Here is a 25,625-nt window from a genome sequence, read left to right on the forward strand (position 1 = left end):
TTAATTCAACCAAAACTTAACCAGCTAAAAACAGTATCAACTGTCAATGATAATTCAATTTTATCAATTATTGGCAACAGAGCAGCACCTTTATACAGCTCTACTTTTTGTCCGGGAAATACTGCCAAAATACTCTCTTCTTCTGGGTCTAGTAACCACCCCAACTCAGTGCCGTTTCGCGAACAGTGGAGTAAGTTACTCAGCACTTTTGTTTGGCTTTGGTTTGGAGAGATAATTTCAATCGACCAGTCGGGATTAATGTCAAAGCGGTTAGCAATTCTACCAGACGGCAAAAAAGCAATTCTTTCCCATCGGAATACTGCTACATCTGGCACGATTGATGCCCCGCCAAAAGTGCAGCGCAACTCGGGAAAAGCATTGGCAATTTTCCGAGTTTTCGCTACTTGATTGATAGTCTTGCAGAGTTCACCTTGAAGTACGCTGTGTTCACCTTGAGGTCTGGGCTTCTGAAGGATTTGTCCCTCAAGAAATTCTGATGCCGGTTCAGTTTCAGGAAGTTTGAGGAACTCGTCTAAGGCGGGTTTGGGTTTAACGATCGCAGTCATAGGTTAATTCTCCCGATCCGAGAAACACTGAACGGCACATCACAATTGTAGGCGATCGCTGTTTAATTCCCGCTGCCTTGTTCCAATTACCAATTAACAATTACCAATTAGCAATTACCTAATTACTGATAATTGACAATTCGAGCAAAACTCGCAGCTTCCAAACTCGCACCGCCTACCAGAACCCCGTCAATCTCAGGCATCGCCATAACTTCATCAATATTCTCCGGTTTAACAGAGCCACCGTACTGAATTGGCACGTCAGGATTAGTCAATTTACTGCGAATCAAACCAATAACTCGGTTAGCTTCCTTAGCTTCGCAAGTATCGCCAGTGCCGATCGCCCAAATAGGCTCGTAAGCAATGACTAACTTATTTTGGTCAACATCAACCAAATCTTTTGCCAACTGAGAAAAAATGTGAGCTTCAGTTTCGCCTGCATCTCGCTGCTGCTTGGTTTCCCCAACGCACAGAATCGGAATTAAATCGTATTTCTGAGCCGCTTTCAGCCGCAAATTCACCGTTTCGTCAGTTTCCCCAAAATATTGGCGCCGCTCGCTGTGGCCGATGATGACATAACGGACACCAAGTTCACTCAGCATTGGCCCGGAAATTTCCCCAGTAAAAGCTCCAGACTCTTGCCAGTGAACGTTCTGAGCACCGAGTCTGATCCGGCTGCCGTGCAAATTTTTCGAGAGGACAGCCAAGGAAGTGAAGGGAACGCAAAGCACGACTTCCCGTTCCTCTGGGGTTTCCGTCAGGCAGGACATGAATCCTTGAAGAAACTCTAGGGATTCTGCCCTAGTTTTGTACATTTTCCAGTTGCCAGCTATAACTATTTTCCGCACTATTTCTTTCAGTCCTTGTCCTTACAACGCAATTTATAGTCTAAAGCTTTAGCGTACCTTTCGATCCTTCATTGCCCAAACTCGATTCGAGCTTGCTCAACTAAGTCAACGGTGACGACTTCGGTTTCGGCTTCGCGGGCCAACTGCTCGATGCGGACGCGAGCTTGTCCCCGGACAAAATAGGGAATATTTTTCAGCTTCGCCTTGGCTTCTGCCGTCCATTTTAGATCATCGGAAAATTCGGAATCGGGCATGGCGTTTTGAGCGATCGACTACAAGCCTTCATGTATCAGGCTTTGATGGAAAGCCTGGATGTATTAAATTTACCACGAGTTGCGATCGCGCCACACCTTCTCACTCGGCCTTAAATTTGTTGCCTAAAATCGCCGACGCCTCTTGTAAAAGCTGATTCTGCTCTTGTCGAATTGCCTCCAACCTTGTCAAAATATTAGCAAGTCGTTCTTGAGACTCCAAACTGTTTAATTCAACTCCCCTCAATTGTAAAGCTGAATTATTGTTGTATTCTAGATTCTTTGAAACCAAGGAGTTTACAGCCACTCCACCGAAATTACTTACAGATTTAGAGCCGAAACTCAAAACCCCTTGCATAAATTTTACAGGGCTTTGCAGAATAAATAACCAGCCTTTTGCAAACAAGCTACCTAAAGCCTGAAAAAAACCTAAGATACTCAATATAAATAGCAGCAAAATTGCTAAAGATACCAAGGGGTGATTCACCAACCAGAAGACGAGAGGGTGAGAATCAATCCAATCTTTAACATTACCATTGATAGCACTTTGGAGGGCATTTGAAGCGGCATCGCTCATATTTCCCGCCTTGTTAATGCTATCTTCTAATGAAGCCTTAGCCTTTTCTGTAGCTTGATTTACACTCTCTACAGCTTGGCTAGTGCTTTGATTCAGAGTATTGACCGCAGAGTTAGTAGTTTGATTAATAGTTTCTTTAGCAGTTGTCGCAGAGTGAGAAACAGCATCAACAGCTTTGTTGGTACTTTCACTGACGCGACTAACTGCTTGATTCGCGACTTCAGATATAGAAAGTCTCGCTTTTTCTGTTTTCTCCGCTACAGTACCTAAAGCATTGTTCGTAGCTTGATTAACAGTATTAACGGCAGAATTCGTAGTTTGAGTGAGAGCTTCTTTTGCCTGAGATGCAGTTTCGGAGAGAGAAGATTTAGCTTGTGCTGTTGCTTCTGAAACAGAATTCACTGCTTTTCCGACTTGTTCCGTCCAAACTTCTTTCGTTTTTTGAACGCTTTGAGAAAAATTTTGAGAAAAATCAGGGAGTGCTACTGCCATAGTAAGTGATCTCCATCAAGTTAATTGACTCTTTCCCAGTGATTATAGTATATAGCAATGCTTGCAGGAGTCATAAATTTTTTACCCCACTCCAACCCTCCCCGAACTCGCGGGGAGTCCGTAAGAAATTCACAAATGATGCGAGAATTGCTATAGTATAGCTTCCATACCCCCATGCTTTGAAAGATGGTGCCAACGCTTTGACGATGTGTTCCCTACTCAAGCCCAAAGACACGAGTTTATACACTATCTAGGGAATTATTGGGAGAAAAGAGACCAAAAACCTATCCCAGAGCGCGCAGAATGCTGTAAATGTTTCTTAACAAAGCTTACGCTTTTGTGCAGTCAGAGCTTCCTGGTGCGAACAAACGCTCAACCCAGGGCGAAGCTATACGTGAGAGTGTGACATCAGATGTATTTCCCAAAAATAGAGCGGACGATCGCTCAAATATGAGGCAGGAATTTGATGCACCTGAAAAAGTCTGAATTAAGTTGAGAAATATAGCCTATTATCCCACGGACGATCGCGCGATAACTGGCGATCGTTCGTCAAAGCTCGCTCGGCGTTGTAAAAACTGTTTAACGCCCCCAAAAATAATTACCTATTTACAAAAATTAGCGCGAGTTACCAGACTTTCTATCTCCGAAAAAAAGCGATAAATTTTAAGGAGACTGTGGTTGGTGGTTTAACAAACCCGACGCTGCCTAAGATGTTGTTGCGGAAGCTTAGCTGGTGTATAATTTATGACATATTTGCCCTATTTTCACTTTCTATCTCAAGCTCAAAATATGCTACGCTAAAATGTTTGCAGAGCTTAAGATACACCCTGACGTATGTATCAATCATTAGAAGACTCAGCCATTTCGACTAACCCATCTACGGAACCGTCCTCTCTAATTCTCATTGTGGATGACGATGCCTTGATGCGTTTGCAACTGCGACTGTATTTACAGAAGGAAAAATACCGAGTGGCCGAAGCTAGTGATGGGTTGACAGGGCTAGCAGCTTATGAGGAAGTACATCCAGACCTCATCCTGCTAGATGCAGTGATGCCCACTATGGATGGTTTTGCTTGTTGTCAAAAATTATCTGAAGTGCCTCCGAGCGATCGCCCACCTATTTTGATGATTACTAGCTTAGAAGACAAAGAATCTGTCGATCGAGCGTTTGCAGCGGGAGCGGCTGACTATATCACTAAGCCGATTCACTGGGCTGTTCTGCGACAGAGAGTGCGACGGTTGATTAAGCAATTCCATTTGCAACAGCAACAAACCCTACTTTACAACCAGCTAGAGGCCGCCAATCGACAATTAAAATACCTCGCGTCAATTGACGGTTTGACTCAGATTGCCAATCGCCGTCAGTTTGACCAACAGCTAGAGGAGGAGTGGCGACGCATGACGAGGCACCAAACTCCTTTGTCACTGATTTTGTGTGATATCGATTTCTTCAAGCCTTACAACGATACTTATGGACACCAAGCAGGGGATCTATGTTTACAGCAAGTTGCGACAGCTCTCAATCGCAGTATTAATCGACCGGGAGATTTAGTAGCACGTTATGGAGGTGAAGAATTTGTAGTAATTTTATCCGACACCGAGCTTGAGGGAGCCGTCCAAATCGTTAAGCAAATGCAGGCTCGCATCCAAGCTTTAGCAATAGTCCATAAGAGTTCTCCGCATCATTGTATTACGCTCAGCTTCGGTATTACCAGTGTGATTCCTAACCAAGAAAGCTTACCAGAAACTTTAATTAGTGCTGCCGATGCAGCACTTTATCAAGCCAAAGACAAAGGCCGTAATACTTTTTGTACCAAAATTCATACAGTTAATGAATTCACCCGTTAAATCATAAGGGTCAAAACTATGCCTCTCGTCATTTGGAATGATTCGTTAACTATTGGTATTCCCGAAATTGACCGCCAGCATAAACAATTGATCGATCAACTCAATACCTTAGTGGATGCCATGTTGGCAAACCGTGGAAAGGAAGAAATAAAAGGTATTGTATATTTTTTAGACTTGTATGTAGCACAACACTTCGGATTTGAAGAAAATTGTATGCAAAGATACAAATGCCCCGTTGCATCTAACAATGCAGCGGCGCATACCAAATTTATTAACACACTGAGTGAAGTTAAACAAGAGCTACAAACCAAAGGATCGAGCCTTTCGTTAGCTATTAAGCTTAATGAACAATTGCTAGATTGGTTCGTGAACCATATTAAAAAAGTCGATCGAGAACTCAAGTCCTGCATAAGTAAGCCTTAATTTTAGTCTTAAAGCTTAAATAATCGGTGGTGCGCTCTTCATGGAAACTGTCAGGTAAATAACAGATCGGGTCTATGGCGCTTTTTTTATCGGAATCAGGTCATATTCAGCAACTAGCGATTATAAAAGTTTATGGGAGGGGCTAGCTCAATGCGTAATAAAAGATGGTTAGGTGCGATCGCCCTTCTCACTGGTGCGGGTGTTCTGGGCAACCATTGCAATTTGTCTCTTTTCTTTGGGGTTGATTTCCTCTTTGGCAGTATTCCCATACTGATTATTACTTACTACTTCGGCTGGGGCTGGGGAGGCTTAGCTGGTCTAATTGCAGGCAGCTATACTTATATCCTTTGGCATCATCCATACGCCACGATTATTTTGGTAATTGAGGCTCTGTTTGTAGGGTTTCTTTGCAAGAAGCGCAAACAGCCAAATATCCTTTTATTCGATGGGATTTACTGGTTCTTAATTGGAATGCCCCTCGTTTGGCTTTTCTACGGTCAAATGATGCACATGGAGGCGAATCAGACCATCCTCGTTATGTGCAAGCAAGCAGTCAACGGCATTTTTAATGCCTTAGTTGCCAGCTTAATCATTTCCTATGCGCCGATTTATCGGTGGATTGGTGCTTCAAAGCATCTCGCCCTCTCTTTACAACAAACTATTTTTCATCTGTTGGTAGCTTTTGTCTTTCTTCCAGGACTGATGCTATTAGTTTTTGATGGTAGATCCTTGGTGGGCCAAATCCAAACGACGGTGCAAACAGAGTTACAAACAAACGCAAAAAGTCTCACTAGCGCAATATCTAGATGGCATCAGCGACATCTCTTAGCTTTGAATATATTAGCTGAAAAATCGCTCATGCCTGAAGCCGGCACTGCTCCTAATACAGCGATTCAATCATCCGAGGAGCTACAACAAAACATTAGCCTGATCGAGCAGGTGTTGCCAGATTTCGACAAAATTTATGTTGCCGATTCATCGGGAACCATTTTAGCTACTTCTTCTCCTTTAAATGAAGCCCGTCGGCGGTTGATGGAACAAAGCACGGAACATAAATCTCTAATTCCCCTGGCTCAAGAGCGGTTGGAACCTTGGATGACTCCTATTCACAAAGATATATTACTGGACGAACCTCATGTAGGATTGAATCTACCCCTGCAAGTTCAAGGTAATTTTCTTGGGCTGATCCACGGTTCATTAGGATTGAGCCAGATCAAAGCTCTCTACATTTTCCAGAGAAACAATCAGCAACTACGCATTACATTGCTAGATCAAAACAACCGAGTCATTGCTAGTAATCACTCCGATCCAAAGCTTGTGACCCGTGTTGAGGAGTCAAAGGACGGCAGCACTCGCACCTTAGAGGGAACCTTGCAGCAGTGGGTTCCTAGCAAGGGCAAGAATCCGATGATCCGTTGGAAAAATTCTCTGTATATACAGGAATTTACGATTAGCTCCGATGTGGAATGGAAATTACGCTTAGAAATTCCAGCAGCTCCCTATGTAGAAAATTTACAAAATCGCTACAAGGCTGACTTGAGTATTCTACTCCTCGTCACAATGTTGGCATTTTTGTTTGCAACGCTGGTTAGCGAACGACTGGTCCAGCCATTATCCTATTTAGCTCGTGCGACTACTGACTTACCCAACAAGCTTTCAGAAGAAACATTTGAATGGAAACATACCTCTGTTACTGAAATCAATGAGCTTGCTCGCAATTTTCAATTGATGGCGATCGCGCTTTATCAAAAATTTAGGGAGATTAAACACGCCAACGCTACATTAGAACACCGGGTTCAAGAACGAACGCAAAAATTATCCATAATCAATCGCTCTCTGAAAGCAGAAATTAAGAGACGTAAACAAGCCGAAACTGAACTAAGAACAAGAGAAGCGGCGATACGAGCTTTATATGAAGTCACTGCTACCCAAAATCTCAATTTTGAGCAGCGCATCCAAGCGTTGATTGACATGGGATGTCAGAATTTGGGGCTGGAAAGTGGCGTCTTGGCTCGTGTGCAAGATAACCGTTATGAGGTGATGGTTGTGCGATCGCCCGATCGAGTCCTTAAACCAGGTGATGTCTTTGATATTAAGCAAACTTTGTGCTGTGAAGCTTTAGACACAAATGAACCCCTAACCATCGAACATATAGGCACCTCAAAATGGCGTTATCATCCTGCCTATCTTGCCCTGGGCATGGAAGCTTATATTGGAACACGAGTTTTAGTTGCAGGCCAAGTATACAGTACCCTCAGCTTTTCTAGTAAATCTCCCCGTGCAGACAGCTTTAAATCTGCCCATCTGGAATTACTAAAGCTGATGGCTCAGTGGATTGGTAGTGAAATTGAACGGCATCAGGCAGAAGTCGCTCTGCAAGCTAGTGAAGAGCGGTGGGAACTCGCCCTACGTGGTAGTAATGAAGGGGTATGGGATTGGAACGTCAACACCAATGAAGTATTCTTCTCGGCTCGCTGGAAAGAAATGTTGGGCTACGAAGACCATGAAATTTCCCATCACCTGGACGAATGGAGCAAGCGGGTGCATCCCGATGATCTCGGTTGCGTCTTGCAAATAATTCAAGATCACTTTGAGGGCAAAACTTCTTTTTATATTACAGAACATCGAGTTCTTTGTAAGGATGGGAGCTACAAATGGATTCTAGCTCGAGGGCAGGCGCTTTCGGATGAAGCGGGCAGAGTTGTCCGTATGACTGGTTCTCAGAGCGATATTACCGATCGCAAAAACTTAGAGCAGGAAATTCAAGCCAGAGAGCAATTATTGAATGCTTTCTTTAAAGGAGCTTCCCTAGCAGGGGTGGGGCTGTGTATCCACGATCGGCAGTTTAAATTTTTACAAATCAATGAGGCACTAGCTGAATTTAATGGCCACTCTGTGGAGGCTCACTTAGATAAGACAACCGATGATATTTTGGGAGAATTTGCGCCTAGTGTAAATGCACTGTTACAACAAGTTTTAACGACAGGAAAACCTTCGATCAACTTGGAAATTAGCACAGCACTATCCAGTCAAATGGGTGTCAAGCGCCACTGGCTCGTTTCTCACTTTCCCATTTTCAAGGATGCAGAGCAGGCTATAGCAGTGGGTTGCATTCTAATTGAAATTAGCGATCGCAAACGAGCCGAAGCGGAACTGCAACAAATGAGTGCGGCCCTAGAAAATGCCGTGGCAGGCATTTCTAGGCTTGACCCTCAAGGACGCTATATCTCTGTCAATGTGACTTATGCTGCCATCTGCGGATATCAGCCCGAGGAACTGCTAGGGATGGAGTGGCCAACAACCGTTCATCCTGAAGATGTTGAGAAGATGGGGGCTGCTTATGAGCAAATGTTGAGAGACGGCAGAGTCGAAGCGGAAGCTAGGGGAATGCGAAAAGATGGCTCCAGCTTCTATAAACAATTGGTGATGGTTTCTGCTTATGACGAGCAAAATGTGTTTGTCGGGCATCACTGCTTCATGAAGGATATTACCGATCGCAAGGAGGCAGAAGAAGCACTACAACGACAATTGCAAAAAGCCCTACTGCTGAAGCAAATTACCCAAGAAATTCGTCAAAGCCTTAATGCTCAGCAGATATTTGAAACGGCTGCTATTCAGATTGGGCAAACTTTTGGTGTCAGTCGCTGCTTAATTAGCACATACCAGGACAATCCACTGCCTCAGTTTCCTGTCGTTGCAGAGTATCTAGGAGTGGGATATGGGCCCAGCGGGGAGCATGACCTTCTGGCGGCGAGTCCTGCTTATACAAAACGGTTGATGGCTCAAGATGAAGCGATCGCCTCCCCGGATGTCTACTGCGATTCATTGCTCACCTGTGCTCATTCAATTTGTACCAGTCTCAATTTGAGATCGACATTAGCAGTGCGAACCTCTTACCAAGGAGAACCGAATGGTGCCATTTGTTTGCACCAGTGCGATCGCTACCGTCGTTGGACTGCCGATCAAGTGGAGTTGCTAGAATCAGTGGCGACTCAAGTAGGAATTGCCCTAGCTCAAGCCCAATTACTAGAGCAAGAAACTCGACAACGAGAAGAATTAACTCTGAAAAACTTTGCCCTGGAGCAAACTAGACGGGAAGCAGAAGCAGCGAGCCGAGCCAAAACTGAGTTTCTGGCGATGATGAGCCATGAAATTCGCACTCCCATGAATGCGGTTATTGGTATGACGGGACTACTGCTGGATACAGAACTCAAGGCTCAACAGCGAGACTTTATCGAGACGATTCGCAATAGTGGGGATACCCTGCTGAGTATCATCAACGACATCCTGGACTTCTCCAAAATTGAGTCGGGCAAGCTGGAGCTAGAAATGCATCCCTTGAGCTTGAGAGATTGCATAGAAGGTGCGATCGACCAACTTGCAGTTAAAGCAGATGAGAAGGATATTGAGTTGGGCTACCTCATCCAGCCTCAGACTCCTAAGTTCATTTTGGGTGATGTCACCCGTCTCCGTCAGATTCTAGTTAACTTGCTCAACAATGCGATTAAGTTTACTGAAACTGGGGAAGTTACCATTTCCGTGGAAGCCTCTCTAGTTGATTCTGACAAAACAATTTCTGAGCCAGGGAACTCGTCAGAAAGCTTGTACGAAATCCAGTTTGCCATTCAAGACACAGGCATTGGTATTCCCGCCAATCGGCTCGATCGACTGTTCAAGTCTTTTAGTCAAGTAGATGCTTCGACGACTCGGCAGTATGGAGGGACTGGTTTAGGTCTGGCGATTAGTAAGCGACTTAGTGAAACTATGAACGGCACGATCTGGGTTGAGAGCGGAGGCCACGTCGGAGGAACCCCTTCACCAAAATGGCAAGCCGCTAAGCTTAATAGAGTCACAATGGGTTCCACCTTCTACTTCACGATTGTGGCATCCTCTGTTGCTACTGAGTTAGCGGAACCGATGGAAATGCTACCAGAACTATCTGGCAAGCGTTTATTAATCGTGGATGACCAGCCCACTAACCGACAAATTCTGACGTTGCAAGCAGAGAGTTGGGGGATGCAGAGTCTGGCTGCCCCATCGGGTGCGGAAGCGCTCAACTGGCTTGAGAGTGGAGAAGCGTTTGATCTCGCTATTTTAGATATGCAAATGCCACAAATGGACGGCCTCACACTCGCCTCAGCCATCCACCAGCATCCTAAGTGCCACCGTTTACCCCTAGTGTTGCTGACTTCAATGGGCTACCCAGAAGCGAGTTCTTCAGCGCTCTCCACCCACTTTGCGGCTTTTTTAAGCAAACCGATCAAACAATCCCAGCTCTATCAAATACTGATCCATGTGCTACAAGCTCAACCGAAAAAAGTTCAACAACAGCTCCCTATATCTGTCGAGGATGATATGAAACTAGCCCAGAGACTCCCACTGCGAATTCTTTTAGCAGAAGATCATCTTGTAAATCAGAAGGTCGCACTGCTGCTGTTAGAGCGTTTGGGATACCGGGCCGATATTGCTGCCAATGGATTGGAAGTTTTGGAAGCCCTGAATCGCCAGCCTTATGATGTAGTGCTGATGGATGTACAAATGCCAGAGATGGATGGACTAGAAGCCAGCCGTCGTATTTGCCAGGAGTGGCCGGCTCATACTCGTCCCTGGATTATTGCAATGACGGCAAATGCCATGCAGGGCGATCGCCAGGTTTGTCTTGATGCTGGCATGAATGACTATATCACTAAACCAATTCGACTAGAGGCTCTCAACCAAGCGCTGAGTCAGTGTCAACCCAACCCGGAACCGCAACAGGCCCAAAAGGAGGAATCAGATAGCAACAAGCCAAAAATTGATAGGCCAGCGGTTAACCTCACTGAACTGCAAGCCTTCTGTAGCAGCATCGATCAAGATTCAACCGAGATTTTGAGCTTGCTAGCTAACTGCTACTTGGAGGAAGCCGTAAAGTTGCTAGAAGCTATGAAATTAGCGATCGCCCAAGGGGATACTCAAGCCCTAAACCGAGCGGCCCATACCCTCAAAGGCAGTAGTGCGAATCTAAGCGCGGCTCCTCTGGCCCACCTTTGTGCCACGCTAGAAGTTATGAGTTCCTCTGGTCAACTCGATCGAGCCTCCTCCCTATTTGCTCAAATCGAGGTTGAGTACGATCGTGTCAAGAATACTCTCCAACAAGAACTACAAAAGAGCGAAACTAATCTATGAAAGTCAATTAAATAGGCATCTTTTTGCATCAGGACTTACGCAACTGTCACACGCGATGCCGCAACCGGGTTATGCGATCGCATCTGCATCTGCGTAAATGGGCGTCAATCCATTGTCATCTGCGGTGCACAAATTTTCTTTTTTTAACCGCAGATGAGGGCAGATAAACACAGATAAACGCAGATGAATGAGATCAATTCCGGCCGCACCCTGCGTGATTGTTGAGTGTTGACTGTTGGCTGGATTTTATAGAAGAAGGAAGAAGGAAGAAGGAAGAAGGAAGAAGGAAGAAGGAAGAAGGAAGAAGGAAGAAGGAAGAAGGAAGAAGCAATAAAATCAATCGTTTCAGCCATTAACAACGTCCTAACCGTCTCGGCGGTTGCTATACAATGCCGATGCTACCGGATTTGATATGATGCCAAATCCGGGTTATATGCCTTGATGAGTTTTCTAACACTTAAAAAATGGCTAATAAACTCTTTGATCGAGGATTTTTGGACTCTTTTTAATGCTCGAATAGTTACAGATTTAGTGGCGGCCTAGCTTTATACTGTCTCCGAAGTGACAAAAGAGAGATGATGACTAATGACTAATGACTAATGACTAATAACTAATGACTAATGACTAATGACTAATGACTAATGACTAATGACTAATGACTAATGACTGCTGTCGAAGCGGAATCTCGATCGCAAACTCAGTACCTTTCCCCAATTCCGAATTGCATTTTAAAACGCCGCCGTGTTTCTCTACCACAATTTGGTAACTAATTGACAGTCCCAATCCAGTACCTTTACCCACTGCCTTAGTTGTGAAAAAAGGGTCAAATATGCGTTGTCTCATAGATTCCGAAATCCCCGTACCGTTATCAGAAATCCGAATCACCGCGCTAGGAATAGTACCATTAAGTTGACCGACAGCAGTAGAGATTTTAATTTTAGGAGCTACAGATTGACCAGCGAGCAACTTGTGCGATTCCAAAGCATCGATCGCATTCCCAATTACATTCATAAACACCTGATTCAACTGTCCAGCATAACACTCAACTAGAGGCAAAATGCCGTATTCTTTCACTAGCACAATGTTTGCACCGTCCGCATTAGATTTCAGTCTGTGCTGTAAAATTAACAGCGTGCTGTCAATGCCCTCGTGAATATCAACCGCCTTCATTTGACTTTCGTCAAGACGAGAGAAATTCCTTAAAGACAGAACTATTTGACGGATGCGATCGGCTCCCACCTTCATTGACGATAGCAATTTTGGCAAATCTTCTAGCAGAAATTCTAAGTCAATATCTTCACTCAATTTGTCTATTTCAGGACTATAAGCGGGATATTGCTGCTGGTAAAGTTCCAACAAACTCAGTAAGCTAGCAGTATATTCACTAGCGTGATTGAGATTGCCGTAAATAAAATTAACCGGATTGTTAATTTCGTGAGCAATCCCGGCTACCAGTTGCCCCAAGCCAGACATTTTTTCCGTTTGAATCAATTGAGCTTGAGTATGCTGCAAATCTTTTAAACTTTGAGCGATTTGTTCTGCTTGGCGTCGGGTTTGAGCCAGCAAATCGGCTTGTTGGATAGCAACGCCTAATTGATTGGCAATCTGAGCTAAAAAGTTAACTTCTGAACTTTCCCAACAGCGGGGCCCAGAATGTTGATACGCTGTCAGCAAACCCCAAAGTTCTTGTCCTACAAAAATAGGCGCGCTCGCATAAGCCTTCACCTGAAATTGCTCTAAAATACCAAGGTCACACTCCGAGTGGCAAACTTGATAGATATCGTCAATGGCTAGAGTTTCATTATTGGCATATCTGCCGCCTCGATTTGACTGCAAATAAGTATCTTGCCAAACCGTACTGATACCTTCCCCTACCAATTTTATCCAGCCATCTTTCACAAACTCTGCCACATAATGGCCGCTCCAATCAGGATTAAATTGATAGACAGCCATTCTATCAACTTGCATAAACTGACACACTTCTTGGGTGGCAGTCTTAAAAATCGCGTTGATATCGAGAGATTCTCGAATCTTAGCCACCACTTCAAACAGTATCCGCTGTTGCTCGGCTGCCCACTGCAAATCAACTGATTGCTGCCGCGTTTTAGCCAACAAATCTGCTTGTTCTAATCCTACACTCAACTGAATTCCAACTTGCGTAGCAAACTGAATTTCCGAAGTGTTCCAATGGCGCAAACCGCTGCACTGGTGCACGCACAGCAAACCCCAAAGTTGGCTGCCATTCATCAGCGGCATAATCACCTGAGCTCTAATTTGAAATTGAGCTAAAAGAGCAACATGGCAGTCTGAAAGTCCAGCATTTTCGACATCTTGTAGCACTTGAATCTGTCCCTGACTATATTTTTTAGCATAGTTTTCGCTAAAGAAATGATCGCGAACTTTTACATTCCTTGCCGACGAAAAACCAGGCAAAACATCTTCGGTAATAAATTCCCCTTCATTAAAGTTTAAACTAGGATCGAAGCGATAAATGCCAACTCTATCGGCCTTTAATATCCGCCGCACTTCGGTAGTTGTAGTACGAAAAATTGTATCTAAATCGAGAGATTGTCGAATCTTAGTAACTACCTCAAACAGTATTCGCTCCTGCTCTGCTACCCGCTGCAACTCAACTGCTTGCTGCTGAGTTTGAGCGAGCAAATCTGCTTGTTCTAGGGCGATACTGAGCTGAGCCGAAATTTGGGTAGCAAACTTAATTTCGGAAGATTCCCAGTTGCGGGGAGCCGAACATTGGTGTACGCACAGCAACCCCCAAAGGTCGTTGCCTTTCATAATCGGTGCAACTAAAGTAGCTTTGACCTGAAATTGCTCCAAGACTTGCTGAAAGCAATTTTCCAGTCCGGCTTGTGTGATGTCAGACATGGCGTGAACTCGCCCCTGAGAGTAGAGATTGGCGTAGTTTTCTCCAAAACAGTGATCGTGCACTTTGACTGCCATTGCTGACCGAAAATCTGGCAAAACATCCTCGGCAACGAATTCGCCGTCCTTAAATTCTGATGCGGAATCGAAGCGGTAAACTGCCACTCTATCTGCATTTAAAGCCCGCCGCACTTCCTGGGACATCGTGCTAAAAATCTTGTTTAAGTCGAGGGATTGCCGCATTTTTGCCACCACTTCAAACAGCACTCGCTGCTGCTGGGTCAACTGCTGTAGTTGAGCAGTGCGCTTTTGAACTTGATTTTCTAAATTTGTGTTAAGTTCCTCTATTTGTTGATCGAGTTGGTAGTGGTTAATAGCATTAGAAAAGTGGTTGCCCAAAATTTGGAGTAATTCAATTTCTTCAGCCTTCCATTCGCGAATTTGGGCAGTTTTTGACTCTTTCCACGCTTCAAAAGATATCCGAGATTGGGCGAGCCGCGCGTCGCTATCAAACTGTCTAGCCCAAAGAGTTTCGGTGTCAAATTCTTCTCGAAAAATGGTCAAGTAACCGAATATGTGCTGGCGGGTTCTGAGCGGTACGATTAAAATGCTGCGAATTTTGGTCGCTCGAAATGCAGGTTGCAGGCTTCTCAAACTGCTAATTTGGTACAAATCGGGAATTGCCCAAACCTGTTGCTCGCCGGATTTAAAATATTCGTGCCAGACGCTGTATTGCTCAACCTGCGGGTATTTGGCCGAAATTGGCATCTTCGGCCCTGAGCCGCAAGTGTAGACTGTGAGCTCGCCAGTGGAGTTATCCGAATAGGGAACTAGATTCGTAACCTTGCTGCTGTCGGAAATGAATGGCGTGGCGAAAATGCACAGCCTGCCGCCGGCGGCGTCTAGTGCTGCTACCGATTCTACCAAAGCTGTTTGGAGTTCAATCGCTGGCTGGGAGTTAAGGGCTGCGGCGACGCGGTTGACTGCGGCTTCCCGTTGAGCTTTCGCCCTCGCTTGGGCGAGGAGGGTTGACTGGGCTATGGCGACGCCGAGCTGATCTGCCACCATCTGAACGCCTTGGAGTTCGTTTTCTGTCACACTCCGCGACTCGGAGTGGTGAGATACCAACAACCCCCAGAATTCTTCGCCGTGAAAAATTGGTACTACCAAGCAAGCCTTGACGCCCAGTGCACTCAAGTATTCAGCGTGGCAGGGGTCAACCGCGCGAAAGCGCATTTCGTCGTCGGGCAGCAGTTTGCCGGAAACCGCCTCGCGGCGCGGACTTTGGCCTAGCAGCCCGGAATCTATATCGACGATTGATCGCACCTGTAGTTGCGCGAACATTTCGCGGGCGTGAGGGGGAATATCGTCTGCTGGAAAATGCAGCCCCAATAGGGATGGCAAGCGGTTGCCGTTAATTGATTCGGCAATCACTTCACCGCTACCGTCGCTATGAAATTTGTAGATTTTTACTCTGTCTGTTCCCAAGAACGATTGAACTTCCGCTGCTGTTGCGCTCAGAATTTCGGGTAGTTCTAGAGAGCGGCGAATGCGGTTGGCGATGCGTTCGAGCAAATTTGCTCGATCGAACCTCACCTTGACATTTTCGATCTTTAATGAGTCCATTATTAATCTTTTGCTTTCCTAGCAATAATAGTAAGCGGCCCAAAACTTTTGTGCCTGTTAAAAAATTCGGCAAGCACAGCCATTTAATAAAATATAAATATGCTGAGGGCGATCGTCGATTAGTTTTGCACCTGTAGCGATCGGCCTTCAAATTGCAACTTTCCATTGCAACTTTCCATTGTGTGGGATTACAACTTTTGTACTTTAAATATAAACTTTGTAGAGCCTGCCTTGCAAGCTCTTTACCCCAACGGATTAAAATTGTCAAGTTTCAAGACTTGCAGAGTCATTCACCGCCACCGATGAAGGTCGCACCGAAATATCTCAGTCCTGGATGCAAAAGCTCGCTGAGGAACGAGCTTACGGAAAGAAACAGCATGGAATTCAAAAGGTTAACTCAGAAATCGGGTTTCTACCTCTAGGATTGTATCTGCTGCTAGCGGGCTCGGAGAATGGTCGATCGACAATCCGCAGCTTTTTCAGATATGGGAGCAAAAAAAAGCTCCTGCCGTTAAGCAGGAGCCTTTTTTGATTAGACAATCAAATCAGGAATAAACTCGATCGATTAGTCTAAGTCTGGCATAGCCAGCACTGGTTCATTTTCGCGATCGATACCCTTCTCAAAGCCAGCGACAGCCGCGCGAGCGCGACCAGCGTGCCACAAGTGGCCGACCAAGAAGAAGAAACCCATCACAAAGTGGAAACAGGACAGCCAAGAACGAGGAGAAGTGAAGTTAAACGAGTTAACTTCAGTCGCCACACCGCCCACAGAGTTCAAAGAACCCAAAGGAGCGTGAGTCATGTACTCAGCCGCGCGGCGAGCTTGCCAAGGCTGAATGTCATTCTTGATTTTGTTCAAGTCCAAACCGTTAGTACCGCGTAAGGGTTCCAACCAAGGGCCTTGGAAATCCCAGAAACGCATCGTTTCACCGCCGAAAATGATTTCGCCAGTAGGAGAGCGCATCAGGTATTTACCCAGACCGGTGGGGCCTTGTGCAGAACCGACGTTAGCACCCAAGCGTTGGTCGCGGATCAGGAAGGTCAAAGCTTGCGCTTGAGAAGCTTCCGGGCCCGTCGGGCCGTAGAATTCGCTGGGGTAAGCAGTGTTGTTGAACCAGACAAAGCAGCAAGCGATGAATCCCATCAGGGACAAAGCGCCCAAGCTGTAAGACAGGTAAGCTTCGCCAGACCAGATTAAGGCGCGGCGAGCCCAGCCGAAAGGCTTGGTCAAAATGTGCCAAACACCGCCAGCGATACAAATCAGGCCAACCCAGATGTGACCGCCGATGATATCTTCCATGTTGTTGACGCTGACAATCCAGCCTTCGCCACCAAAAGGAGAGCGAGTCAAGTAGCCAAAAATCACAGCCGGATTCAGAGTGGGGTTCGTGATAATACGCACGTCGCCGCCGCCCGGAGCCCAAGTGTCATAGACACCGCCGAAGAACATGGCTTTAGCTACCAGCAGCAAAGCGCCGCATCCCAACAGAATCAGGTGGTAGCCGATGATGTTGGTCATCTGGTTCTTGTCTTTCCAGTCGTACCCGAAGAACGAAGAGTATTCTTCGAGAATTTCCGGGCCGCGAACGGCGTGATAAATGCCGCCCAAACCGAGAACAGCAGATGAAATTAAGTGAAGAACGCCGACTACGAAGAACGGGAAGATATCAGTGACTTCACCGCCGGGGCCTACGCCCCAACCCAAAGTAGCGACGTGGGGCATCAAAATTAAGCCCTGTTCGTACATGGGCTTTTCTGGGATAAAGTGAGCGACTTCAAACAAAGTCATTGCACCGGCCCAGAACACGATCAAACCAGAGTGAGCGACGTGTGCGCCCAGCAGTTTGCCGGAGAGATTGATTAAACGAGCGTTGCCAGACCACCAAGCGAACCCGGAGGATTCTTGGTCGCGACCGCTTGCGTAGGAATTAGAGAGCGTTACCACCCGGTAGAACCTCCAACGATTTTAGATTTTGGATTTTGGGTTTTTTTGTTCCCCAGTAGGACACGGGAGTACCGCACCTGCGCCGGGGAATTGGGATTTGGATTTCAGATTAATTTAAAAAAACTAAATTAATCTGAAATCCCAATCCTGATTTTTTTAAAGTGCGTTACCGCGAGGCAGAACTTCTTCAGGGAAGATGAAGTTTTCGTGGGGTTGGTCAGTCGGAGCCATCCAAGCACGAATGCCTTCGTTAAGCAGAATGTTCTTAGTGTAGAACGTTTCAAACTCAGGATCTTCAGCAGCGCGTAATTCTTGTGATACGAAGTCATAGGCGCGCAGGTTTAATGCTAAACCGACAATGCCAATGGAACTCATCCACAAGCCTGTGACAGGTACGAACAGCATGAAGAAGTGCAACCAGCGCTTGTTGGAGAAGGCAATTCCGAAGATTTGCGACCAAAAGCGGTTAGCTGTAACCATCGAGTAGGTTTCTTCTGACTGAGTTGGGTTGAAGGCGCGGAAGGTGTTTGAGCCTTCGCCGTCTTCAAACAAGGTGTTTTCTACGGTTGCACCGTGGATGGCGCACAACAGCGCACCGCCCAAGATGCCTGCAACGCCCATCATGTGGAAGGGGTTGAGCGTCCAGTTGTGGAAGCCTTGCAGGAATAACAAAAAGCGGAAAATTGCTGCGACGCCGAAACTGGGGGCGAAGAACCAGCCTGATTGACCCAAGGGGTAAAGCAGGAACACCGACACAAACACGGCAATGGGGCCGGTGAATGCTAGGGCGTTGTAGGGACGGATGCCGACCAAACGGGCGATTTCAATCTGACGCAGGCAAAAGCCGATCAGTGCGAAGGCGCCGTGGAGGGCGACGAATGTCCACAGCCCACCGAGTTGGAACCAGCGGGTGAAGTCCCACTGTGCTTCGGGGCCCCACAGGAACAGCAGGGAGTGTCCGAGGCTGTTGGCTGGGGTGGAGACTGCTACGGTAAGGAAGTTGGCTCCTTCGAGGTAGGAGCTTGCCAAACCGTGGGTGTACCAAGATGTGACGAAGGTGGTGCCTGTTAACCAGCCACCGATGGCTAGGTAGGCGCAGGGGAATAGCAGGATGCCAGACCAGCCTACGAAGACGAAGCGATCGCGTTTGAGCCAGTCGTCGAGGACATCAAATATGCCTCTTTCGGTCTGGGCGCGTCCGACTGCGATTGTCATTGGGGTAAAATCCTTTTGCTTGTTAAAAGACCAAGGTTTCTAATTAAAGTTAACATAACTATATATTAGAAGTTCATAATTTTTCAACATAATTAGCAGGAGTTGATACACAATGCCGATCGGTCGATCGCGATCGCGCCAGCGAACCGTGACGCTCGGTGGGCTACTTGAATTAAAATTTGGCTTTAAGGCTGTTTAGTTTTATGACTGCAAAAACAACGACCTCGACCGATCCTGTCCTGCGCTACCAGGTTGTGGGCTCCCGCCGCTTCAGCAATTTCTGGTGGGGGACGATTGTCACCATTGGAGGGACTGGTTTCCTGCTGTCGGGCCTTTCCAGCTACTTGCACGTGAACCTGCTGCCTTTTGCTGACCCGACTCAGCTTGTTTTCATCCCCCAAGGCATTGCGATGAGTTTCTACGGTGTCTGCGGCGTGCTGTTGGCGCTATACCTGTGGCTGACTATTCTCCTTGATGTCGGTGGCGGTTACAACGAGTTCGATCGACAAACTGGTAACATTCGGATCTTTCGCTGGGGATTTCCCGGCAAAAACCGCAAAGTTGATTTTACTTGCAAGACATCGGACGTGCAATCTGTGCGGGTGGACATTAAAGAAGGTCTCAATCCCCGCCGCAGTATTTATCTTAAGCTCAAAGACCGCCGTCAGTTTCCTCTGACTAGAGTCGGACAGCCGATTGCTTTGTCTGAAGTGGAAAATCAAGCGGCCGAATTGGCTCGATTTTTGCAAGTTCCCCTAGAAGGACTTTAGGGATTTTCGATTGGCGATTTGATATCTGAGATTGGTAATGTCTCGTAGGGTGCGCCGGGCCGCGCACCTTACCTACCTGGTAAGTGAAAAAGATTGATCGGCGAGTAAGCCCGTTACCAATTTTGGAATCTATCAATTAACCATACTTGCGAAAGTTTTTGATTGCAAACCGTAGAATAAGGGTTTCAAGGCTCCAAAGCAAGTTCGCTATCCAAGGAAAATCGCTGGTTTTAGACTACGAACTAAAAACAGTTCGGACTATTGAATTAAAATCTTTAGTTGCAAAGTCCGTAATTGACTCAAAGTGAAAATACAAATGCAAATGCAAATCAAAATTCAGCGGTGGTTGTTCTCACTTTTAATAATTGGCGCGTTGTTTGTCGGAGGATGCAGTAGTTCCCCTGTGGCAAACTCGACTCCGACACCGAATCCGGTGTCGGGTGAAAATATTTCTTTGTCTCCGTCTCCTTCTCCGTCTCCTGCTGCTGTAGTGGCGAGTTCGCAATTTAGCAATTTGCCACGCTTGGAAGGAAAAGCAACGGTGGTGATGACGGTTAAAGGTGCTCCAATTACGATCGAACTCGACGGCACAAATGCGCCAATTACTGCGGGCAATTTTGTCGATTTGGTTCAGAAAGGAGTCTACGACGGGCTGGTATTTCACCGAGTCGTGCGGGAACCTCAGCCTTTTGTAGTTCAGGGCGGCGACCCCCAGGGTAAAGACCCTAAATTCCCTACGGCGCGGCTGGGAACTGGTGGTTTTATTGACCCGAAAACTACTGTAGAACGCAGGATTCCTCTGGAAATTAAAGCTAAAGGTGCTGCCAATCCGACTTACAGCGCGACCCTACAAGAAGCTGGGGTTAAGGAGAAACCCGTGTTGATGCACAGTCGCGGGGCTGTGGCTATGGCTCGATCGCAAAGTCCTGATTCGGCTTCTTCTCAGTTTTACTTTACTTTGACGGATGTGCCGTTTTTGGACGGTAGCTATGCGGTTTTTGGGTACGTGAAGCAAGGGATGGATGTTGTTGATAAGATTCAAGCGGGCGATCGCATTGAGAAGGCTACTGTTACTCAGGGTTTGGAAAATTTTAAGCCTGTTCAGTAGTCAGTAGTCAGTAGTCAGTAGTCATATCAATTCCGGTTGCACAATGGAGATGATTGTTGACTGTTGACTGTTGACTGTTGACTGTTGAGTCGGAGTAGAAAAACTGACTGATTGTTGACGGTTGATGGTTGACTCGATTTTATGATTCCGATGCAACCGGAAACGATATCAGTCGTTGGTCGTTGGTTAGTAGTTAATAATTTGTTCCCATCATAACTAACTAATAACTAATAACTAATGACTAATGACTAATGACTAAAAATTTGGGAATCTGAGGGCAGATGTGGATGTTGTTATTACGGGAATTGGCCTGGTTTCTGCTTTAGGCACTCTGGATTGTAGCTGGAAAAGATTGTTGTCTGGGGAATCAGGAATTCGGCAACATCAACCTTTTATAGAACTTGAACGGCGACCTTTGGCTTTAATTGGCACAAAACCGACCGATTTAATAACTTTAATTCGGCAGGTTTTAGCAGATGCTTTGCAAGATGCTAATTTGACTTTGCCTTTGCCTGATTGCGGGATTGTTATTGGCTCTAGCCGAGGTTTTCAGGCAAATTTGGAACTGTTGGCGAGGGAAGGAAGAGGGAAGAAGGAAGAAGGAAGTTCGGCAACGGATTCTGTAACGGATGTAACGGATGTCAGGAAGAAGGAAGAGGGAAGAAGGAAGAAGGAAGAAGGAAGAGGGGAGAAGGAAGAGGAAAGAGAATTCTCAATGCCCAATGCCCAATGCCCAATGCCCAATTCTCAATTTGTGAATTTTTTGCCTCACATGGGGGCGATCGCGGCGGCGAGGGCAATTGGCTCAATGGGGCCGGTGCTGGCGCCGATGGCTGCTTGTGCGACGGGTATTTGGTCGATCGCCCGTGCTGTTGATTTAATCCGCACTGGTGAGTGTCAGCGGGCGATCGCAGGTGCTGTGGAAGCGCCTATCACACCGCTTACTCTGGCTGGATTTAGCCGGATGGGTGCTTTGGCAAACACTGGGTGCTATCCCTTTGATGAAAATCGGGAAGGCTTTGTGCTCGGTGAAGGCGGGGCTTTATTTGTATTAGAATCGGCCGAGTTGGCAAGGCGTCGTGGTGCTAAAATTTACGGTCGAGTTTCCGGTTTAGGCTTGACAAATGATGCTTGTCATGCTAATGCGCCGGATCTGGGGGGGGAAAGTGCGATCGCGGCGGTAAATCAATGTTTGAAACGCAGCAATTTAGCGGCGATTGATATAGATTTTATTCATGCTCACGGTACTGCAACTGAGTTAAACGACCGACACGAAGCACTGTTAATTGAGAAGTTATTTCACCCAGGAGTTGCTGTTAGTTCGACTAAGGGGGCGACGGGTCATACTTTGGGAGCTTCGGGAGCTTTGGGCGTGGCTTTTTGTTTGATGAGTATTAAATATCAGATGTTGCCGCCTTGCGTGGGAATGAAAAAACCGGGGTTTGAATTAGATTTTGTTCGCTGTGCGCGATCGGCTATTGTCAGAAATGCGGTTTGTTTAAGTTTTGGCTTTGGCGGGCAGAATGCTGCGATCGTTTTATCGGGCGATCGTTAATTTTTGTAAACTCGGTCGATCGACATTTAACTACCAGCCGGGAAGTCCCTCGGTATATTTAGAGGGGATTAATCTGAGCGCTGCGCGAAGTACCCCGAATAAATTACGCCCGCGTGATGTCCAGAAGCGTCGGGTGTAGGTACGGAAACCGACAGTTAGACATTGCGACTACCTTTAATTTTGATGTACTTTCTCAACATTAAATCAAAAGAAATGGTACATTCAGGTAGGTCGAAAAAAAGAAGTTAAAAAATGCAACTCACTTACAAATACCGCCTCAAACCCACAAAAGCCCAGCTAATAACTATTGTGGCTCACCTAGAACTATGTCGCCGGCAGTACAACTACCGACTCGGTGAAAGATTTAGGTGGTGGGAAGCCACGAGAACACCTATCAACGCCTGTCCATTGATTGTTTCTCTAGTCCCCATTGAGGAAATTTATCAAAATATTCCTTTGATTAGGGTGCAAACTAGGGACGGCAGGAAAAAGGATGAGTCAGGCAATCCTTTGACCAAGAAAGGTGATATTTTCTCGAACATTGAAGGCGGATATGTACAGTGGCAAACGATACAACTTGCCGACCTAAAAAAGACAAAAAAACTATTTCCTGACTACAAAGCGTTGGATTCTCAGGTTTTGCAAGATGTCGTCAACCGAGTTGAAACTTCTTTTTCAAATTTCACCACGCCCGATAAAAACGGCAATCGTAGAGGTCAGCCCAGATTCAAAGGGCTTCACTACTACAAATCCTTCACTTATCCTCAACTAGATAATTTAGATATTGTCAAGGACGAGCAAGATAGGATTTGTATTAGCCTCGCAAAAATAGGTCAAGTGCCTATGGTTTTCCACCGTCCAATACCAACAGGATTCAAAGTTAAGACGGGTACAGTTATCAGAGAAGCTGATGGGTGGTATATCTCCCTGACGCTAGAAGATAAAACAGTTCCCGTAACGGTTGCAGAAATTCAACCGACGGTCGAAAATACTGTTGGTATTGATTTGGGAATAACCAATTACGTTTACCTATCCAATGGCGAAAGGGTTGAGAATCCTAGGTTTTTAAGGAAGTCGGCCCAGAAATTAGCAAGACTTCAAGCGAAGTTAGCTAATAGAGTTAAGGGTTCTAAGCCTTGGAAAGTTATCAAGGACAAGATTTCCCAACTCCATCAGTTTGTAGCTAGAGCTAGATTAGATTTTCAGTTTAAAACTGCACATGAGCTATTCGGTAAATGTGAGGTTTTAGTTGTTGAAGACTTGAGTGTCAAAAATTTAACTAGACGTGCCAAGCCCAAGACTGATGTTGAAAATGGTAATTTGGTTTATTTGCCGAACGGTCAGTCAGCTAAAAGTGGCTTGAATAAATCCATGCTTGATGCTGCTCATGGGCAATTCGCCAGCGTCCTAAAATATGTCGCCTGGAAATTGGGTAAAAGCATTTTGTTTGTCTCTCCAAGAGGAACTTCTCAACATTGCTGGAATTGCCTCAACAAAGTACCGAAAGAATTATCAGAGCGGTGGCATTCTTGTCAGTGTGGAGAATCCTTGGAGCGAGATGAAAATTCAGCCAAACTTATAAAAAAGATGGGTCTAAGTTACGAAAGTGGCGGGGGAACTCCGTCACTCAAAAAAGCCTTTGCAAAAAAGGAAAAAGAAGCCTGCGGTCTAACTGTACTCAGTTGACCGTCAGGTTTGTTCACATCTCAAAAATAGTACAATTTATGTATTTTAGTCAATTAACTGAGAATTTTGGTGAGATTGCTGGTGCTGCTATGCTAGTCTGGCTCTGCATCCCGACGCTAATCCTTGCGTCAAAGCCTCGGAGGCTAGAAAAGAGAGCCAGATTAAAGCAGTATTGTATTTTATTAACGCACCGATGGCGATCGGCGAAAATAGAAGAAAGAAACTGTTTAAATTAAGCTTCAGGTATTTTCACATGGATCTGGCCTCTCATCGATTTATGTCTTATTTTGAACCAGAGCAAGCTGCTCACCTTTGCCAAATAGCTGTTTTGGAGAGTTTTGCTGAGGAAACGCTGGTTTTTGAAGAAGGAGAAACAGCAGATTTTTTATATCTAGTTTTAGAAGGTAAAGTCGAGTTTAGCAAGCGGATCGAAAATCATAAATATCAAACTGTTGCTGTCGCTAACCCAGACGATTATTTTGGCGAACTCGGAGTTTTAGACGGAGAGCCTCGCAGTGCTAGAGCTGTGGCAGTTACCGGCTCGACTTTGGCCAAAATAGACCGTGAAGAACTAATAACAACTCTCCAGTTTGCTAAAGGCAGTTCGGTACTGCAAATGTTTAGTTTCATTACTAAAAATTTACGGGATACCACGGATCAATATGTTAGCCAGTTGGTACACAAACAAAAAATGGTATTGGTAGGAGAAATGGTGAGTACAATTATTCACGATTTCAAAAGTCCTTTTACCGGAATTAAACTCTCCAGTGAAGTGCTCAAAGAAATGCACCCGGATGAGGAAACTCAGGAGTGGTGCGAACTTATTCAATTGCAGGTTCAGCGAATGTTGGGGATGGCTGAAGAAGTGTTAGAATTTTCGCGCGGCAATTCTGTATTAAATAAAAAACCAGTTAATCTAATTCAGACGTTGCAGCAGTTTCAAAAGTTGAACCGAGTTTATTTTGAAGCAGCAAAAGTAGATTTGGTAGTACGGGTGACAGAAGTGATAGTGGAAGCGGATGAAAATAAGATTTTGCGCGTTTTACAAAATTTAGTTGGGAATGCTGTTGAGGCTTTTGGCGGACGAGGGGGGCGGGTGGAGATTGCGGTGACACAAAGTGAGGAGTGGGCAGAAATTAGCATTTACGATAACGGCCCCGGCATTCCGCAGGCAATTAAGGAAAAGTTATTTGAACCGTTTGTGACCTATGGTAAACGGACTGGTACTGGGTTGGGAACGGCAATTGTTAAGTCGATGGTTGAGGCTCACAAAGGGCAAATTACTTATGAGTCGGAGGACGGAAAAGGGACAACTTTTTACATCCGCTTGCCGAAAACTGAGGCTTTAGCAGATCAAATTTAAGTAGGTAGGAATAGGGAGCATCTCAATGAAAGCAGCCCAGCTAGAAATTGGAGTTAGGAGTCAGGAGTCAGGAGCCAGGAGAAAAGAGTCAGAAGGAAGAAGGAAGGAGCCAGAAGAAGTGTTTTTACAAAGATGAGATGCTCCCTAGGAAGATATATACTTAGGACTTTCTCACTAAGCCTCAGAGACTTGGTTGATAAGTAGATATCTTGTTATCAAACAATGTTTTTATAATAAACCGGGTTTAAGAGCGTATGTCCTAATACGGTGTAGCGACTTGCAGAATCAAGTAGAATTGAATTAACGA

Annotated in this window: 15 protein-coding genes; 8 read left to right on the top strand and 7 right to left on the bottom strand. The window is 45.7% G+C overall.

The window, feature by feature from the left end:
* Positions 1–5: 5 nt before the first annotated feature.
* From QUB04_RS06670 to QUB04_RS06685, 4 genes are all read right to left on the bottom strand, one after another.
* Positions 6–566, bottom strand: coding sequence for a Uma2 family endonuclease (locus QUB04_RS06670; protein WP_333282474.1), 561 nt, complete (start codon positions 564–566; stop codon positions 6–8).
* Between the two features lie 122 nt (positions 567–688).
* Positions 689–1,414: a triose-phosphate isomerase gene (gene tpiA, locus QUB04_RS06675; RefSeq protein ID WP_445301036.1), complete on the bottom strand. Its 726-nt coding sequence runs from the start codon at positions 1,412–1,414 to the stop codon at positions 689–691.
* A 68-nt stretch (positions 1,415–1,482) separates the two neighbouring features.
* Positions 1,483–1,668, bottom strand: coding sequence for a PCP reductase family protein (locus QUB04_RS06680; protein ID WP_333240751.1), 186 nt, complete (start codon positions 1,666–1,668; stop codon positions 1,483–1,485).
* 100 nt (positions 1,669–1,768) lie between these two features.
* A complete protein-coding gene (locus QUB04_RS06685; protein ID WP_333282481.1) occupies positions 1,769–2,734 on the bottom strand; it encodes a hypothetical protein in 966 nt (321 codons plus the stop codon).
* 834 nt (positions 2,735–3,568) lie between these two features.
* On the opposite strand from QUB04_RS06685, the gene QUB04_RS06690 reads away from it, so the two are divergent.
* From QUB04_RS06690 to QUB04_RS06700, 3 genes are all read left to right on the top strand, one after another.
* Positions 3,569–4,582: a PleD family two-component system response regulator gene (locus QUB04_RS06690; protein WP_333282483.1), complete on the top strand. Its 1,014-nt coding sequence runs from the start codon at positions 3,569–3,571 to the stop codon at positions 4,580–4,582.
* An 18-nt stretch (positions 4,583–4,600) separates the two neighbouring features.
* Complete coding sequence (locus QUB04_RS06695; RefSeq protein ID WP_333282485.1) at positions 4,601–5,005, top strand: hemerythrin family protein; 405 nt, start codon at positions 4,601–4,603, stop codon at positions 5,003–5,005.
* A 132-nt stretch (positions 5,006–5,137) separates the two neighbouring features.
* Positions 5,138–11,170 carry a response regulator gene (locus tag QUB04_RS06700; protein WP_445301037.1) on the top strand — a complete coding sequence of 2,011 codons (6,033 nt, stop codon included), beginning with the start codon at positions 5,138–5,140 and terminating at the stop codon, positions 11,168–11,170.
* Positions 11,171–11,815: 645 nt separating this feature from the next.
* Here the strand turns inward: QUB04_RS06700 and QUB04_RS06705 are convergent.
* The 3 genes from QUB04_RS06705 to psbD form a co-directional block, all read right to left on the bottom strand.
* On the bottom strand, positions 11,816–15,676 hold the full coding sequence (locus QUB04_RS06705; RefSeq protein ID WP_333282491.1) for a GAF domain-containing protein: 3,861 nt from the start codon (positions 15,674–15,676) through the stop codon (positions 11,816–11,818).
* Between the two features lie 565 nt (positions 15,677–16,241).
* Complete coding sequence (gene psbC / locus QUB04_RS06710; protein ID WP_333282494.1) at positions 16,242–17,621, bottom strand: photosystem II reaction center protein CP43; 1,380 nt, start codon at positions 17,619–17,621, stop codon at positions 16,242–16,244.
* A 156-nt stretch (positions 17,622–17,777) separates the two neighbouring features.
* Positions 17,778–18,836: a photosystem II D2 protein (photosystem q(a) protein) gene (psbD, locus tag QUB04_RS06715; RefSeq protein ID WP_333055206.1), complete on the bottom strand. Its 1,059-nt coding sequence runs from the start codon at positions 18,834–18,836 to the stop codon at positions 17,778–17,780.
* A gap of 203 nt (positions 18,837–19,039) precedes the next feature.
* On the opposite strand from psbD, the gene QUB04_RS06720 reads away from it, so the two are divergent.
* The 5 genes from QUB04_RS06720 to QUB04_RS06740 all read left to right on the top strand — a co-directional run bounded on the left by QUB04_RS06720 (position 19,040) and on the right by QUB04_RS06740 (position 25,318).
* The gene (locus QUB04_RS06720; protein WP_333282497.1) at positions 19,040–19,606 is read left to right on the top strand and encodes a photosystem I assembly protein Ycf4; all 567 of its coding nucleotides are present in this window, start codon (positions 19,040–19,042) and stop codon (positions 19,604–19,606) included.
* 316 nt (positions 19,607–19,922) lie between these two features.
* The gene (locus QUB04_RS06725) at positions 19,923–20,714 is read left to right on the top strand and encodes a peptidylprolyl isomerase (RefSeq protein WP_445301038.1); all 792 of its coding nucleotides are present in this window, start codon (positions 19,923–19,925) and stop codon (positions 20,712–20,714) included.
* Positions 20,715–20,997: 283 nt separating this feature from the next.
* Positions 20,998–22,269: a beta-ketoacyl synthase N-terminal-like domain-containing protein gene (locus QUB04_RS06730; protein ID WP_333282503.1), complete on the top strand. Its 1,272-nt coding sequence runs from the start codon at positions 20,998–21,000 to the stop codon at positions 22,267–22,269.
* 252 nt (positions 22,270–22,521) lie between these two features.
* Positions 22,522–23,955 carry a transposase gene (locus QUB04_RS06735; protein ID WP_333282506.1) on the top strand — a complete coding sequence of 478 codons (1,434 nt, stop codon included), beginning with the start codon at positions 22,522–22,524 and terminating at the stop codon, positions 23,953–23,955.
* A gap of 253 nt (positions 23,956–24,208) precedes the next feature.
* Positions 24,209–25,318, top strand: coding sequence for an ATP-binding protein (locus QUB04_RS06740; protein WP_333282509.1), 1,110 nt, complete (start codon positions 24,209–24,211; stop codon positions 25,316–25,318).
* Positions 25,319–25,625: the final 307 nt, after the last annotated feature.

The organism is Microcoleus sp. D2_18a_B4 (assembly GCF_036702475.1).
Classification (GTDB): Bacteria; Cyanobacteriota; Cyanobacteriia; order Cyanobacteriales; family Microcoleaceae; genus Microcoleus.

Coding starts and splice junctions, on each gene's coding strand:
- QUB04_RS06725 (WP_445301038.1), top strand. CDS start 19,923: ATGCAAATGCAAATCAAAATTCAGCGGTGGTTGTTCTCACTTTTAATA.
- QUB04_RS06690 (WP_333282483.1), top strand. CDS start 3,569: ATGTATCAATCATTAGAAGACTCAGCCATTTCGACTAACCCATCTACG.
- QUB04_RS06720 (WP_333282497.1), top strand. CDS start 19,040: ATGACTGCAAAAACAACGACCTCGACCGATCCTGTCCTGCGCTACCAG.
- psbD (WP_333055206.1), bottom strand. CDS start 18,836: ATGACAATCGCAGTCGGACGCGCCCAGACCGAAAGAGGCATATTTGAT.
- QUB04_RS06695 (WP_333282485.1), top strand. CDS start 4,601: ATGCCTCTCGTCATTTGGAATGATTCGTTAACTATTGGTATTCCCGAA.
- QUB04_RS06735 (WP_333282506.1), top strand. CDS start 22,522: ATGCAACTCACTTACAAATACCGCCTCAAACCCACAAAAGCCCAGCTA.
- QUB04_RS06670 (WP_333282474.1), bottom strand. CDS start 566: ATGACTGCGATCGTTAAACCCAAACCCGCCTTAGACGAGTTCCTCAAA.
- QUB04_RS06680 (WP_333240751.1), bottom strand. CDS start 1,668: ATGCCCGATTCCGAATTTTCCGATGATCTAAAATGGACGGCAGAAGCC.
- QUB04_RS06740 (WP_333282509.1), top strand. CDS start 24,209: ATGGATCTGGCCTCTCATCGATTTATGTCTTATTTTGAACCAGAGCAA.
- QUB04_RS06705 (WP_333282491.1), bottom strand. CDS start 15,676: ATGGACTCATTAAAGATCGAAAATGTCAAGGTGAGGTTCGATCGAGCA.
- QUB04_RS06685 (WP_333282481.1), bottom strand. CDS start 2,734: ATGGCAGTAGCACTCCCTGATTTTTCTCAAAATTTTTCTCAAAGCGTT.
- QUB04_RS06700 (WP_445301037.1), top strand. CDS start 5,138: ATGGGAGGGGCTAGCTCAATGCGTAATAAAAGATGGTTAGGTGCGATC.